The sequence below is a fragment of the Bacillus sp. R86525 genome, assembly GCF_042466195.1.
GTDB classification, from domain to species: Bacteria; Bacillota; Bacilli; order Bacillales; family Bacillaceae_G; genus Bacillus_A; species Bacillus_A nitratireducens.
Genome location: NZ_JAXHPX010000010.1, coordinates 63,854 through 80,259 on the forward strand (window position 1 = coordinate 63,854; position 16,406 = coordinate 80,259).

8 protein-coding genes and 2 pseudogenes are annotated in these 16,406 nt (G+C 35.0%); all 10 read right to left on the reverse strand.

All coding sequences use genetic code 11. From position 1 onward, the window contains the following. Nucleotides 1-25 precede the first annotated feature (25 nt). On the reverse strand, nt 26-1,264 hold the full coding sequence (locus tag SJY24_RS30525) for a bifunctional lytic transglycosylase/C40 family peptidase (RefSeq protein WP_377867389.1): 1,239 nt from the start codon (nt 1,262-1,264) through the stop codon (nt 26-28). A 27-nt stretch (nt 1,265-1,291) separates the two neighbouring features. After that, nucleotides 1,292-3,646: a CD3337/EF1877 family mobilome membrane protein gene (locus SJY24_RS30530; protein ID WP_377867390.1), complete on the reverse strand. Its 2,355-nt coding sequence runs from the start codon at nt 3,644-3,646 to the stop codon at nt 1,292-1,294. A 31-nt stretch (nt 3,647-3,677) separates the two neighbouring features. Continuing rightward, the gene (locus SJY24_RS30535; protein ID WP_377867391.1) at nt 3,678-4,160 is read right to left on the reverse strand and encodes a hypothetical protein; all 483 of its coding nucleotides are present in this window, start codon (nt 4,158-4,160) and stop codon (nt 3,678-3,680) included. A 1-nt stretch (nt 4,161) separates the two neighbouring features. Continuing rightward, a pseudogene (locus SJY24_RS30540) lies at nt 4,162-6,674 on the reverse strand (ATP-binding protein). Between the two features lie 67 nt (nt 6,675-6,741). Next, nucleotides 6,742-7,146 carry a TcpE family conjugal transfer membrane protein gene (locus tag SJY24_RS30545; RefSeq protein ID WP_377867392.1) on the reverse strand — a complete coding sequence of 135 codons (405 nt, stop codon included), beginning with the start codon at nt 7,144-7,146 and terminating at the stop codon, nt 6,742-6,744. A 41-nt stretch (nt 7,147-7,187) separates the two neighbouring features. Further along, nucleotides 7,188-7,478, reverse strand: coding sequence for a hypothetical protein (locus tag SJY24_RS30550; protein ID WP_377867393.1), 291 nt, complete (start codon nt 7,476-7,478; stop codon nt 7,188-7,190). A 2-nt stretch (nt 7,479-7,480) separates the two neighbouring features. After that, a pseudogene (locus tag SJY24_RS30555) lies at nt 7,481-8,587 on the reverse strand (conjugal transfer protein). A 1,000-nt stretch (nt 8,588-9,587) separates the two neighbouring features. Next, on the reverse strand, nt 9,588-11,297 hold the full coding sequence (locus SJY24_RS30560; RefSeq protein WP_377867394.1) for a hypothetical protein: 1,710 nt from the start codon (nt 11,295-11,297) through the stop codon (nt 9,588-9,590). A 2,007-nt stretch (nt 11,298-13,304) separates the two neighbouring features. Beyond that, entirely contained in the window at nt 13,305-14,714 is a 1,410-nt protein-coding gene (gene gndA, locus SJY24_RS30565; RefSeq protein WP_016514213.1) for an NADP-dependent phosphogluconate dehydrogenase, read from the reverse strand. 264 nt (nt 14,715-14,978) lie between these two features. Then, the gene (gntP, locus tag SJY24_RS30570) at nt 14,979-16,325 is read right to left on the reverse strand and encodes a gluconate permease GntP (protein ID WP_377867395.1); all 1,347 of its coding nucleotides are present in this window, start codon (nt 16,323-16,325) and stop codon (nt 14,979-14,981) included. Nucleotides 16,326-16,406 lie beyond the last annotated feature (81 nt).

The following is a 16,406-nucleotide window of genomic DNA, read 5'->3' on the forward strand; positions in this document are numbered from 1 at the left end:
AAGTTGCTAGGCGTTACATGCATTATTATCTAACTACACGACCATATCCCGCAAAATGCTGTTGAAAATATGATTTACTTAAATCAGCATAGCCAATCGGATCGCCAGCATGATACATTGTATTATTTCCTACATAAATGCCAACATGCGTAATGTAGTTACTTGTAGCATAAGTACTATGGAAAAACAATAAATCTCCTGGCTTAGGATCTGTTACACGTTGGGTTTTATCCCATTGGGTTTGTGCAGTACCAAATAAATTAATACCAACTCTTGAATACGTATACTCAATAATTCCACTACAGTCAAATGACGTATTTGGTGTTCGCCCTCCAAAAACATATGGCCATCCTTGATACTTTAGTGCTTCTGCCATAATGGCTTGGAATACATCATCACCTAAAACGCTACCGCCAGCAATTCCACCAGAACCACCAGGGGTTTGACCGGGTTGATAGTATCTCATAATATGTGGGACATAGTCTGGATCACCATAACACCAATTATTAGCTACTGCCTCCGCACTTCGCCATGATGCACATCTATAACCATTTTTAGCTGATTGCTCTGCAGAAAATGCCCTTGCATTCTCGTGTGTATATCCACCTTTCGAAACTGCATAGTTAGCGTATCCGGTTCCATAGTTATAACATTGTAATGTAGTATTTCGATCACCATTTGATTTTTTATGACAATCAGCAAAATGCATTAAACCATATTTTATACTTTCCTCTGGATCAGTAAAATACCCAGGAGGATACCCTTGTGATTCTGAACTTTGCATAACATCCAATTGTGTCCCAGAACTTTCTTGTTGAATAAGAGCTAATATTAATGGAGTCATTGCTTCTATGCCATGTTGCGCCGCATATTTCCTTACCAATGGCTCCCATCTCATTACCTCAGGACTAACACTTGCAGTACCTGGGGCAAAAGGACCACCAATTCCTCCAGGACTGACTTCATCTTCACCCATTGTAGCAGTTAATAAAAATATCACTAAACCTAGACCTGCAACAACAGCCAGAATAACACCGGCTATTATTAATAATGGCTTTGCAACAGCAACTGTAGCTGCCTTCTGTGCTACTTTAACTGCTACTTTCTTACCTACTTGTGCAACTGCCTTACCCGCTAATTTTGATCCTTTACCAACCGCCTTCCCTAAAGAATGGCCTGCCTTTTTCAAGGCAGGCTTAGCATTCCCTAGTTCAGCTTCAGGATGATGTTCATTTTCAAGGTCGCGATTTGGTTCCGCACTCAATGTATAAACCCTCCCTCATGAGCTGAATTATTTTGGTTTTATGTTCTTTTTTGCTTTTACATTTTTTAAGGCTTCTTGTTGTGTTTGTGCTTTCGTGTCAACATTTTTAATTGCTGCCCCTTCTTTTACCTGTTGCTGATTATTCACTTTAGGAACATTTTTAGTTTGTTGTGGATTAACCGGTTTTACCTCTACTTGTTTTTGTGGCGTACTTACATGTGAAGTAGTGACTGGTTTACTCTCAATCGGTTTCGGTTGTGATGGTATGGTTCCCGACTGTGGTGGTGTGATTGGCTTACTTTCCATCGGTTTCACTGGTGATGGTGTGGTTCCCGACTGTGGTGGTGTGATTGGCTTACTTTCCATCGGATTCGCTGGCGATGGTGTGGTTCCCGACTGTGGTGGTGTGATTGGCTTACTTTCCATCGGATTCGCTGGTGATGGTGTTGTCCCTGACTGTGGTGGTGTGATTGGTTTGCCATCCATCGGATTCGCTGGTGATGGTGTTGTGATCGGTTTGCCATCCATTGATTTTGTTTGACCCGTTGGTGGTTTAATTGTTCCTACTGGTTTTGCTTCCGCTTTTACATCTTCTTTATTATTTAGTTCCTCATTTGATTGCGCTACTGGTTTAACATCCGCTTTTACATCCTCTTCTTTATCTTTTAGTTCTGCTTGTTGTATTTCAGGATTATTATCTTCATGTTTCCCTCGTACTGCTAATTCTGGATTCTCTTTAGTTGCGGCTACTTCTTCCTTAGCCCTTTCTTGCTCCTGATTTCCTTTTCTATCGCGAACACCTAAATTTTCTTCTTTTTTCATTTGATTAATATTTTTTTCTTTTTCTGCTTGCATTTGTTCTTTTTCCTTGCGTTTGCCATCTGCTACCTTTTCTTTTCTATCTGCATAGTTTTCTTTCAACTGTTTAAACTTACTATAGCCTGATTTACCCACTTTTCCTGCCACCGCAGCACTTGCAACACCTGCGGCTCCAGCTACTGCTACACCCCTTCCAACTGTCTTAGATCCACGTCTAACATCACGATATTTCTGCCTAATATTACTCATAGCATCTGAAGCTCTTGCTGCCCCTGCATTTGCTGGTACTGTAGTAATTGCATCGAAAATTGTTTTACGGTATAACCAAACACCCAAGAATGAAAGTATTTGTAGTATAGCTACAACTAAGTATCCATACTTATCAGTAGCACTGAACAAAATTGACGATACCCAAAACATTAAAGTTACCAGGAAACCAATTGCAACTTTCATAAGCAATGTTCTAAACAGTTCAGCTAAGAACTTTTTAGCAGTTCCAGTCCACGCAGGTACTAATGCCATTAATAACATTACAGGTGACATTAGCGCTACGATGATAAACATTAATTGATAAAATAACATCGCCATACTGCATAATCCCAAAACAATCCATAAAGGAGCATTAATGACACCTAGTAGTAATACGAGTGCCCCTCTCTCAAAAGTAGCATCTAACGACAGTGTTTGGTTTTTCTGAACCTCAACTTCATCCTTTAAAAGAGCTTTTCTTTCATCAGGATCTGTCGTTGTTAACATTTTCTTTATTCTTTCATCACCGATTTTCTTCATATCTGTTGTGCCAAACTGTAATAATGTATAAGGTTGCTTTATTAATAGAGTGTGTGTTAAATCAGTAATGGAATCAACACCACTTGAATGTCCTTCACTTGCTCCACTGATACTTTGAGATGTATCAAGAACAGTTTTATTTACTTGCTCTGAAAAATTGTTTAATCCTTTGATGATATAACTAGAATTCGCAAAAAAACCTAGAGTGAAAACTAAAATACCTAATGCTTTTAACAATCCTCCTAGCATTTCCGACTGACGTCTTTGTATAAAGCCTACCCAGATAACCCAGCATGCTAGTAAAGCTAACATGGGCCCAATTAGTTCACTATATATTCCATTCCCCCAAGAACCATTGAACCCTGCTGTTTTCGATATTACCTCACCCAACTTATCTCCAACATCAGCAACTATATTTAAACTCATTGATTGGCCTACCAAACTTGTGACCAAACTACTAATTGCAAGGTTTACTGTCCATGCAATACTAATTAATATAAAAATAGTTGCTACAATTTGTTCTTTAATATTATCTTTCCATTTCCAAAATTTAAGAGATTCTCCAAATCCACCTTCTGGAGTATAAACATCGATGCCATAACTACTTGGTGGATATTCCTCAAATTTTAATTTCTCTTTACTTTTCGGAATAATGTCATCAATAAGAGAGTGTCTTGGCTCTTCTTCCGCATAGACTGGTGTAGCTTTAAAAAGTAAATTAAATACTAAAAGCAAAGTACAAATTAATAACAATAGGGTAATAAACTTTTTCATTACATGTTACTCCCCCTTTATGGGAAACCTATTAATCTTTTGAACTAAACTCATTAGTCGGTTTAGTATTTGCTACTTCATCAATTTCATTTCGTTCAGGGCCAGTATAACTTCGAACTTTGAATCCATCTTCTGTACGAACGACCCTTACCCATTTCACTGCTTTATCTATATTTTTAGGGGGCTTCTTTGAAATAAAGTTATACATAATTGTATCCTTATCTATCACATATTCTTTTACTGTGTAATCTTTGTAAGATAAATTATTTTGAGGTCCTTTATTAGGATCCAATATTTTATTTTTCTCCCCATCGACAACTAATTTACGTATTATTTTATAATCATGTCGTAAATCTGCGTTTACAAAGTCAAGCATCATTTCTCTAGGAGTGTGCCCCTGTTTATCTTTTTCTTCTCCTACATTTGTTTCACTATTTCCACATGCCGCGCTCAGGAAAAGAGTACCTACACATAGACTTGTTAGTATAACTTTTTTAAATTTAGTTTTTACCATATCAACTCACTCCTACATTTATTTTTTCTCCCCCTTCTTTTCATCATCATTTGACTTTCTATAATTCTTTCTTGCATTTGTTCTTGTATCGAATGCATCGTATAAATCCTTAAACACTACATCCATTATGACAACACCTGTTCTGCCTTAAATATCTTGGAACAGACATTGGCCTGTTTCTAAATTTGTAATAATTGCATGATTTTCTTCATTGTCAGGTAGTCCAAAGAAATCTAAGATTGAAGAAATTTCTTTACTGTCTGTATTACGGAATGAGAACTTCATACCTATATTATTCTTAAATGTCTCATCCCCAAGGTCACTTGCACTTTGAGTTGCAAAGTAAACTGCAGAGTTTAAGGCACGACCTTCACGAACTAGCTTACGAGCCAACTCTCGCCCTTGAGAAGTCCCCATAATTGTCCATGCTTCATCCAATAAAACAATTTTGAATTTAGTAGGGTCTTTTTGAAAGAATTTTCTTGCAAAGGAAGATAGAGACATCAGCATACTAACTGATAAATTTTCCTGTAAGGTATAATCTTTCGGATCTTTTTGAATATCTGGCATGCCAAGATGCTGAATTTGTATGATATTTACTGCTGTATCAAGTTCAATATCTCTATTTGTTCCATCACCAAAGATTAAGTGTGCAAATGATAAATTCTCAAATGCTTGAATATGAGCGGCTAATTGTTGATCCACTTTATCCTCACTATCTTCAAGGTATTGAGATACAGCTGTTAAGCACGGCTCTTCCATTCCTGCTACGAATTCTACGGCTGAAGCCAAGCGCGGGAATCTTTCCGAGTTATCAGGTTTAATACCTGTAATGAAAGTAAGAATTGTCATCGCTAACTCAATTGCATCTTTTCGGCTATGCTTATGAATGATAAATGGATCTAGTTTCCCTTCATCTCGTCTATCAGTCCCTAGTGTAATTACATTTACCTTACCCTCTAAGCCGTGTAAATCTTCTGTCCAGTTTCCCCTCTCACCTTTCGGATCGACTATCAGTGTTTGGGCTCCTCCTAGTACCGCTAGGTAAACAATTAAGTTCGTTCCAAATGATTTACCAGAACCAGTACTTCCTGTTACTGCAACTGAAAGTGCGCTTGTTTTTTGATTTGCAACTGTATTTGTTGCTGCGAGAGAAGGTGTCATATAGACTGCTTTGTTTAAAATACCAGTTGTTCCAATATAAAACCCTATATTATCTCCCAAATCTTGTGTTGCACCAAACATTCCGGCCGCCAACACTCCAGGTTCCATAAAGTGTATATAATCATTCACATACCTTCTAGAACCAGGGATAAATTCATTAAATAGCAAGAATTGATCTCCATATGGTCTTACTAGTTCAATCATCATCTCTCTATAAATAGAAATAAGTGAATTGGTATTTCGACGCATTGTATCTAAATCTTCAGCACATATACAGAAAGATACCGATGTTTTAACCAATGGCATACGTGTCTTTTGTATGAGGGCTTGTAATTCAGTAGCCTCTTGAACACCTTCATACACGTTTAACCCAACAGTTTGTGCATTTTCCCTAGCATGTGCTTCTTGATCTTCTAAATCTTTTTTCTTTTTATTTAGTTTAGATAGTGCTTTTCGATGGTTAATGTTTTCTGTGCGTACACTTAGTTCAATTGGGAAATCTATATTTTGGATCATATACATCCACTCTTGGTCTGGAAATTCCATCGTATATGGGATTTTAGAAGCCGATAAAAAGCTCATATATGCTGGATATTCTAACCCGTCGGTACCAATCTGAGACATTTCAATATGTCTTCCTTTAACATCAAATTCTGCCTCGGATAAACGTAATAAGCTTTCTTGATTTGGTATGATTGCAGAGTCGTCATTTTGTACGAGAGGTGTCCATCCAGCAGTTACTGGCGCCTCTAATGTGCGATAGAAGTTTCTTAATATAACCCATTGTGTTTCATTAGTTTCTAGAGCCCTTACAGCCAAATGTTTTCTTATTTTATTTTTAAAAGCGCTAGCTTCTCTTTTAAACATCTCCAAATCAGTTTTTAGTATTTTAGTATCACCAAGTAACCCAAACTGTTCTGCAGTATTTTTAAAGGTATGAAATGCTGTATACAATATTTCTTTAAGCCCTTCTTGTATGTGTCTTACCTTTAATTTCACGCCAATAAAATATCGGTACTCTACTGCATTTTTCCCAAATTTTCGTTCTAGCTCATGTACGACATCATCTGTATGATCAATTGCAAGTTCTTTTAGTTCACCGCTTACTGTACCTTTAAATTCATCGGCTTTTTCCTGAAAATTTCGATAAACAGGAATCATTAAGAGGTGCTTTTCTTCATCGAGATTCCAAAACAATCCAAGTTGGCGCATGAATAAGGTATTTTTATCATCATCTCCTCGGAATTCATATGGTATTCCGTATGCCTCATAATACGCCCAGCAAGAACCATCTTGGTTAAAAATCAAATTATCGTGAAAGTATTTGACCGGAAATTCAACCCGATTCATTTTACCCTCCTTAGAGAAGAATATGAGACTAAAATAATTCTTCCGTATAAATTAATTAATTAATTAATTACTTATTATTGATTGAATCATCCTTGAATCGTATTAAGGTTTTATATTGATAGTTTCCAATATTACCAGTTGTATCTTTATAGCGGCTAATCTTCTTACTTTCGAACATAAACACGAAAAATCGAAATAAAAATTTATGTGGGCTTTTTCCATCTAATTCTACATTGCCAAAGAAGTATGCTATTCCACCTGGTAATATTAGATATTTTATAAACACATTATTTCCTAAAGGTAAAAACTGATCTAGAATAAAAATTAAAAGTAAAGATCCAACAAAGAAGCCCAACTGTCTATAAGGAACTGGGAAAGGGAGTGTTAAGTCCCTTATCCCGTATAAACTCTTAGGGATATCCCATATCGAGTTGTATGTCCTAACTTCTTTACGAGTCGGCTTTTGAGTCATTTTAACCAACCCCTTTAATATTTTTAGGAATTTTCAATTTATCACTTGAATACTAAATTATATAATTTTGTGCCCAGATCTTTGAAAATATCTGGTGAGAATACAAAAACTGATAATAGTGCACAAACAATTACCCAACCAAGTAAACCAGCCATTTGTCCTTTAACTGCAAAGACGATTACTCCAATAAGTGCTACAACTAAAAATATAGGGCTCAATTGAGCTACTAACCAGTTTTTAATATTTACTCCAAAATTTATATTACCTATTACAGCTGCATCTGTAATAGCAGGTAACTGCTGAGCAAGCATATCTAATCCCAAAAGCTCCATAATTATTTACCCTCCACTTTCTCTAATGTGTTTTCAAATTTCTTCATAGAGCTAATTGAAAACTTGTTATCTTTATTTACAAGATTTAAATCATATGTGTATGTGTACTCTAAGCTGCTATCATTATCTTTTAATTTGGCATCAACTAAGACCCTGTACCCTTTATCTTTATCTTCATAAATTCGTAGGTTTTCTAATTTGCTAAATGTCATAATACCTTTTAGTCCATTTGTTATATTACTTTTTTCAAAGTAGTAAGCAATTTCTTCTGGTGTTCCTTCTGTATACACTTTAAATACAGATTGTAAAAATTGTTCTACTTTTTTAATTTCTGCTTCTGTATTAATTTCTCGTCCTTCTGATTTGAAAGTGGCTATTTTATAAGGTGCCTTTTCTCTCTCTCCATGAACGATTGTAGGATTGTTAGGGACTACCATCTTCCCCTACTCCATTAAAATTGGAATAGAGAAGTACCTTGTAACTTCTTTTGGCTCTTTAGGTGTGTCTGAAGCTTGTGTCGTTCCAGGTGCAGGATTATTTACAGGTTCTAGTTTCTGAATGATTTTCAATGTAACTTCTGCTTCATTTCCTTTTTGCCGGACTTCTACTGCTTCCGATTTAACTAAAGTACTAGAAGCATTTTTTAAAGTATCTCTATTTAATCCACCTTGCTCATCGGATCCTTCAACTAGAAATTTCTCTAATCGTTTTTTTCGTTCTTCAGCTACATTCATATCAACTTTCCAATTAAAATAATTAGTGGCAAAACTATTCGCATATGCAATTAATTCTGCTTCTGACATTTTAATTTTTACGGGCTCCTCCTTCTTTTCCTGAACAGCTACTGCTCTAGGAGGACCAGCAAGTTGGATAAATGAAAGGGAGCTTCCTGCAAACACAAATCCCATCACACACCAAAATGTAACCTTACCTACTTTTCTTCCTGTTATCGCTGGAACTTTCTCCCTTGTTTTACGTTTCTTCTTTTCTTTAAGTGCTTCTGAATTTTCTTGTTGCATATCTAATATTTCAGTTGTTTTATTCTTTGCTTTTTTAAAAAATGTAAATTTCTTTTTTTCGGCGTTTTTCTGGGATTTCTTTTTTACCATGTCTTCACCTCTCTTTTTAAATGGTTCGGAGATTACAAAGTTCATTGTAATTTCCACTAATCAACTATCTACTTTAAGTATGATTTACTTTTTTCGGAAATCTAAGGAAAATAAAAAAAATATATGTTTTATATCAAAGTTTTTTAGAAAGACTAAAACTAAATATAATGTTTATTAAAGTACAAAAAAAAACCAATTCCATTAAGAAATGAAATTGGTTTTACACAGGGTCAATTTTCTATAGTAAGTATTACACAATATAAAAACCTAATATAATATATATCTTTAATATATATAAAGAAAAAAGATAATACTTTTATACAGAGAAAAAATCGTGTTAAAACATTGTTGTGCTAAGGGTTCATAATTACTCTAGCCGTAAAAAATCATAAAAAGTAAATACTGGGAATGTACTTAATGAGCTGGATGATGATTAAAAACTACAAAATATCGTAAAGTAGGTATATAAAAACTACATATAATCATCGTTAATTTGATGCGAGTGAATGAATAAATAATAAATGCAAATTTTGCTGATTTATGAACAAACTTTCCACAGTTCTTAAAAACTACACACAATTTATTAACAAATTGGTCAAAGTTAGGAACAGAATCCACTTTTTAAACAGAATTAACAGAAGTTTTTCTGATTTTAAGTAGATTTAGAGATAGAACATGATAAGAACAGTACTTAAGGCTTTATGTTATACACATCAGGTCAAAATTATTAAGATATCAACAGAATTATAAAAAATATTTCTGCTTTTTTGTAGATGAAATGACACAAAAGGATTGAAAATTCAGATTTAATAACTCGGAAATTGTGAATATCTCATTTTGATTTACGTGCAATGTATGTAATTGCATAAAAAATAGAGAGGCGTGATCATTAAAATTGAAAACTTTCTCTCTGTTTTGTTTGAAGTAATGCATTTCACAGGGTATCGCCAACACGAATAGCCCTCCACTTTTGTTTTTTCAAAAATAGAGAGCTGTATCTTTACATTGCTGGAAGCAGCTGATCAACCGTATGTGGTATTTCACTTGTTGAACGGTAATATGCTTCTAAGGACTGTAGAAACTGAATTAAATCAAAGTCTTTAGGGACCTCAATTACACGAATCTTTTCCTTCGGCAATTTATCAATTTTTTCAATGAACAGTTCACGAATATCACTAGGGATTTGATTTCCTTTATGACCACTAGACTTTAAGAGTTCGCGAATTTCAATTTCTAATGCTGTATATGTGTTAATATTTACTTCTTGCTCATAAGCATATTTTCTAAATAGTGATTCCTCTTGATACTGCATGTAATTACGATGGTAAGCATCTATAGTTACAGGTACAGCATATTTCGCATGAAGCAGGTCATGCGCTTTACGGAATAGCTTTTGAACATTTCGTAAAGAGTATATAGCAAAATGAGTACCAAATTTAAAAATGGCCTCTTCTTGATCATGTTTAGGTATATTGTGTGTAATTAAAGGATAAATTCCAGTTTTAGCAGCTGTGTCTAATACACGATATTGAGAAGATTGCTTTAATAATTTACTTAGCGTATAAACAAGCTTTTTCGGATATCCTTCTTGTCGATCAATCATTTCTCGTAAGCCACGAACTACTTGGCGAATTTGACGGTGACAAGAGTGTTTTAAAACGTTAATAAATTGGTTCATATCCTTTGCACATTCAGCAATATTCATTTCAACTAACAAGTTCTCAATGAATTTAACTTTACGCTTATATGTATCTCGTGGTGTAAATGGATCACGGTATTCTGCTCCTTCTTCTTTCGCGCATAAGAAATCAGGATGTACAGATAAATGCAATGTTGTGTATTGCTTTTTATTCCTCTTCCCTTTTTCTAACTTGCAAATTTTAAATAAAGGAGATCCAGTAGCAGAAAGTTTTGTTTCTAATTCCTCAAGTACAGCACGAATCTGATGTGGGTATTTCTTATGTAAGTAACGATACATACCACCAAAGTGTGTTGAGTTTCCTTGTTCATCAACTTTGAATAAAGAACGTTTCAGGGTAGTTTCGCGTTTCTGCTGCATTGCTACATCCATGAATAGTTTCTTAGCTGCAATGGATAACTCAAAGAATTCTTTGGTAAATACTATCGGGCTAATAAATGTATATGCATTTGCTTTATTCGTTTCCTTATTCATGAAATCAGTTAAGGTGATTTTATATTTACCACTGTACTCATTTTCAATTGTAATGATGTTATGGAAACTTAACTTCTTCAAAGCCACATAAAATTGTGAGTGGTGAATATGTGCAAAGGCTTCTTTATAATTTTTATAATCTTCCCAAAGCATGTGGATTGATACATGTGAAAGCTCACCATATGTATTACATTTTTTATGAAGAAATAGAAATACTTCTAGATCAGCATTTGTAATACCATATAGCTTATGTTTTCTGCCTTCGTTTTTATCAAATCCACTTACTTTATCTACAATCTTTTTCATTTTCAGTGAAAAAGATGGCTTTGCTTGTTCAACAAATCCCTCTTCATCTGCAATTCGTTCTTCATAGGACATTGACTTCACAATGTCTTCTAGATAAGTATCTTTAAAACTGTAATACTTACCTTCTAAAGCATCTACTAATCTTTGCCATGATTTAATTGTTACAATTACTGGTGTTGTTGTTTCACCATTCAAACTACGTTTGTTCTTTATAACGAAAGGTTTTGCCATCTTTTTCACCTCCTTTTATTTTAAGTTGCAGTTTTCCCCACAATTAGATATAGAATTTCATTTTTGATTATATCAAATCGAATATTGGTGAAATTTGTCCCTTTAAGAGGAAAAATAAAAAAATGAAACGTGCCTCAATCCCTTGGGGGACAAGGGGTTTGGCGTTTCATGAAAAAAAGTTTATTGCCACCATAGGGCTATGAAGTTTTTTGAATATGAAACGTAGTATGCAGTGGGGTGAATCTTACTAAACCATTGATTTTATAGGGTTTTACGCTAATTTCGTTTTACAGTTGTAGCCATCATATAGCTATAACGTTTCATGTTTTGGATTGACTAAGAAATTTCTATAGATTTCGTATAAACACTGATATATAGGGAGTTATAACTGTTTTTAAATGAAAAGTTGTAGCCATCATACCGCTATAAACGTTTCATTTCGTTTCATGTTTCCTGCCGTCATATAGCTATAACGTTTCATGTTTTTAAAACAAGTTATATTTTATTGAAAACTGCTGTAACCCTTGGTATATATAGATTTTTTTGAAGTTTTAAAGTGAAAGTTGTAGCCATCATATAGCTATAATGATTTTATTGAGTTTTCTTTCATATTTAATGAAATGGCTTTATATCAACGTTTATTAGTAAATTACATAGAATAAAAAATTTTTTAGTCGAATGATTTTCAGGATATTCTCGTTTCATTTTTTTAAAGTTGTAGCCATCATATAGCTATAACGTTTCATAAATTACGAAATTATCACCACAATATAGCTATTCATTATTATAAGTAAGAAGTAATAGCCGCGATAAAGCTATATAGTTTCAAATAAGAGCTTATAGCCATGATAAGGCTATATAGTTTCAAGTAAGAAGTAATAGCCGCGATAAGGCTATATAGTTTCAAGTAAGAAGTAATAGCCGCGATAAGGCTATATAGTTTCAAGTAAGAAGTAATAGCCATGATAAGGCTATGCCGTTTCAAGTAAGAAGTAATAGCCGCGATAAGGCTATATAGTTTCAAATAAGAAGTAATAGCCAAGATAAAGCTATATAGTTTTAAATAAGAAGTATAATAGCCCCGATAAGGCTATATAGTTTCAAGTAAGAAGTAATAGCCGCGATAAGGCTATGCAGTTTCAAATAAGGGCTTATAGCCCCGATAAAGCTATACAGTTTCAAATAAGAGCTTATAGCCATGATAAGGCTATGCAGTTTCAAGTAAGAAGTAATAGCCGTGATAAGGCTATATAGTTTCAAGTAAGAAGTAATAGCCATGATAAGGCCACATAGTTTCAAGTAAGAAGTAATAGCCATGATAAGGCTACATAGTTTCAAGTAAGAAGTAATAGCCGCGATAAGGCTATATAGTTTCAAATAAGAGCTTATAGCCCCGATAAAGCTATGCAGTTTCAAATAAGAGTTTATAGCCATGATAAGGCTATATAGTTTCAAATAAGAAGCAATAGCCGTGATAAGGCTATGCAGTTTCAAATAAGAGCTTATGGCCGCGATAAAGCTATATAGTTTCAAATAAGAGTTTATAGCCGCGATAAAGCTATATAGTTTCAAATAAGAGTTTATAGCCATGATAAGGCTATGTAGTTTTAAATAAGAAGCAGCTGGGGGATTTAAGTTTTGACTTAGAGTAACAAGTTATCTAGGCGTTAAGCAAAAAATCAGTGTGTTTAACTAATTTACTTTTAAAAATTGAAATTGTATTGTAAAGTAGTGATTTTACAAATAGAAGCAGTTTTATATAATTAAAGACAAGTAAAGAGGATTTAAATGATCCAAAATAAAAGGAGTAAAAACCAACAATCGTGCGGATTATTCAGATAACATTTCACCTTAAAGGTTATGTGGTTTTTCATCTAAATGGGAAAAATAAACGCATTTTGATTCAGTCATTCGTTTAAAGTGAAACTTCCATCAGTGGGAGTCTTATAGCCTGCCAATTGCGGGATAAAAAATGGACCAAGAATTTAATCTTGGTCCATTTTTATTTTATATCCATTTTGTATGGAATGTACCTTCTTTATCTACTCGTTTATACGTATGCGCTCCAAAATAATCGCGCTGCGCTTGTAACAAGTTTGCAGGTAGTTTGGCAGTACGATAGCTGTCATAATAAGAAATTGCTGCTGAAAATGCAGGTATCGGAATGCCCTGTTGTACCGCCATTGAGATAATTTGGCGTAATCCGCCTTGATATGACTCTACAATCTCTTTAAAGTATGGATCAAGTAAAAGGTTCGGTAGATCAGTGTTTGTCTCATAAGCCTCTTTAATGTTCTGTAAAAAGGCAGCACGGATAATACATCCGCCTCTCCAAAGCATAGAAATGCTGCCAAAATCAAGGTTCCAATCATATTCCTCAGAAGCTGCCTTCAATTGCGTGAATCCTTGTGCATAAGAACAAATTTTACTCATATATAAAGCTTGGCGCACTGCTTCAATTAATTCAGCTTTTTCAACTCCAATTGCTGTTTTATCTTTAGGGCCAGATAAAACTTTGCTTGCGTTCACGCGCTCTTCTTTTAAAGCAGAAATGCAACGTGCAAATACAGATTCCGTGATAATAGGCAGAGAGATACCTAAATCAAGTGCGCTTTGGCTTGTCCATTTCCCTGTACCCTTTTGTCCTGCAGTATCAAGAATAACATCCACTAATGGCTTACCAGTTTCTTCATCTTTCTTCTTGAAGATATCGGCTGTAATCTCAATTAGATAGCTGTTCAGTTCACCTTTATTCCATTCAGCAAATATTTCATGGAACTCTTCTGCAGTCAAATCAAGTGTTTGTTTCAAGAAGAAATATGCTTCACAAATTAATTGCATATCTCCATACTCAATACCGTTGTGAACCATCTTTACATAGTGGCCTGCCCCATTAGGTCCGATATAAGAACAGCAAGGCTCGTTATTCACTTTTGCAGAGATGTTTTCAAGCATATCCTTTACTTTTTCGTATGCATCCTTCTGTCCGCCTGGCATAATAGATGGTCCCTTCAATGCACCCTCTTCGCCGCCTGATACACCTGCACCGATGAAATTGATTCCTTCTTCGGCAAGACGTTTGTTTCGGCGAATTGTATCGACAAAGTATGTATTACCACCGTCAATTAAAATATCACCTTTATCGAGGTAAGGGACTAGAGAATCAATCGCCTTATCTGTAATTTCCCCTGCATTAACCATTAATAAAATCTTTCTAGGTGATTCAAGTGAGTTAACAAACTCTTCAACTATATGAGTACCAACTAAGTTTTTACCACGGTTTTCCTCAATGATTTCATCAACTTTTTCCTTTGAAATATCATATAGGGCAACAGAATACCCTTTGCTCTCAAAGTTAAGTGCGAGGCTTTTTCCCATAACGCCCACACCAACAACTCCAATTTGTAACTTTGCCATATTCCATCGTTCCTTTCCATGTATGTTACTCTGTATTATAGTATATATACCTAAAATAACACTTTAATCAAATAATCAATCTTTTTCATTTCAATAGGCTCCGCCAGTATTCGTGCAAAAGGTTATAGGGACACGGCACATCACTATCAAGTTAAAAAATAAAGAGAAATTTTCATCCTTATTAATCAATCATGAAAAATAACCGGTTAATTATGAAAAATCACATTAAACAGCTTCCGTATCCCTTTTACTGTTTAGAAAGATCTATACAAATAAACTTAATAATAAAGTAAATCCTAATCCGGCTACAGAAACGATAGTCTCAAGTAAAGTCCATGTTGCAAATGTTTCTTTCATGCTTAAACCAAAGTACTCTTTGAACATCCAGAAACCAGCATCGTTCACGTGTGAAGCAATTAAACTACCAGCCCCTGTTGCAAGGACAACTAAAGCAAGGTTAACATCAGATTGACCTAACATCGGAATCACTAAACCGACAGTTGTTAATGCAGCAACCGTAGCAGACCCCAATGAAATACGTAAGATGGCAGCGATAATCCATGCGAGCAAGATCGGTGATAATGAAGTTCCTTTGAATAATTCGGCTACATAGTTACCAACGCCGCCATCAATTAATACTTGTTTGAAAGCTCCGCCTCCACCAATAATTAAGAGCATCATCCCAATATTCGAGATCGCTGTTGTACAAGATTCCATCACGTTTTTGATTGGAATATTTCTTGCCAATCCCATTGTATAGATCGCAACTAGTAAGGATATCAACATGGCTGTATCCGCATTCCCAATAAACTCGATTGCTGCTAGTAAACTATTATCTGTAAATCCCATTGTTTTTTGCAGCAAAGTAATAATTGTAGCGATTGCCATTAAAAGAACAGGCAGTAAAGCGGTAAAAACACTGATTCCAAAGCCAGGAGTTTCTTCAAGTTTAAATACTTTCTGCTCACCTAAAGATTTGATATTACCGGTTTTTGTGAATGCCTCAGGTACTAGTTTTTTTGCGAGTTTAGTAAATACAGGTCCAGCTAACACAACTGTTGGAACCGCTATCATAAAACCGTAAAGTAATACTTCACCGATGTTTGCATGCAATTCACCAGCGATAGCAGTTGGTCCTGGGTGTGGCGGTAAAAATCCGTGTGTTACAGATAAAGCTGCTGCCATCGAAATACCGAGATATAAGATAGAAACTTTTAATTCTCTTGAAATCGCAAATACAATCGGAATTAATAATACTAATCCTACTTCAAAAAATAATGCAATACCGATAATAAATGAGGCAGTCACAACAGCCCATTGAATGTTCTTTTCACCGAACTTTTTCACAAGGGTCATGGCAATGCGTTGTGCGCCCCCAGAATCTGAAAGCAACTTACCTAACATCGCACCAAGTCCAAAAACGAGTGCTAAATGACCAAGTGTTCCGCCTAATCCCGCTTCAATGGTTTTAAAAATTTTTTCTGGTGGCATTCCAAGTGCTAAAGCAACCCCGACCGATACAATGATTAATGAAATAAAGGTATTTAATTTAAAGCGCATAATCAGTAAAAGTAATGCTAAAATCCCAATTGCTACAATGACTAATGGCATCATAGTTCCCCCTTAATCTTAGCTGTATTTGTATTTATCCCGCTATTCGTGGGCAGTAAGGCCCCCTCACCTCGAGATTTA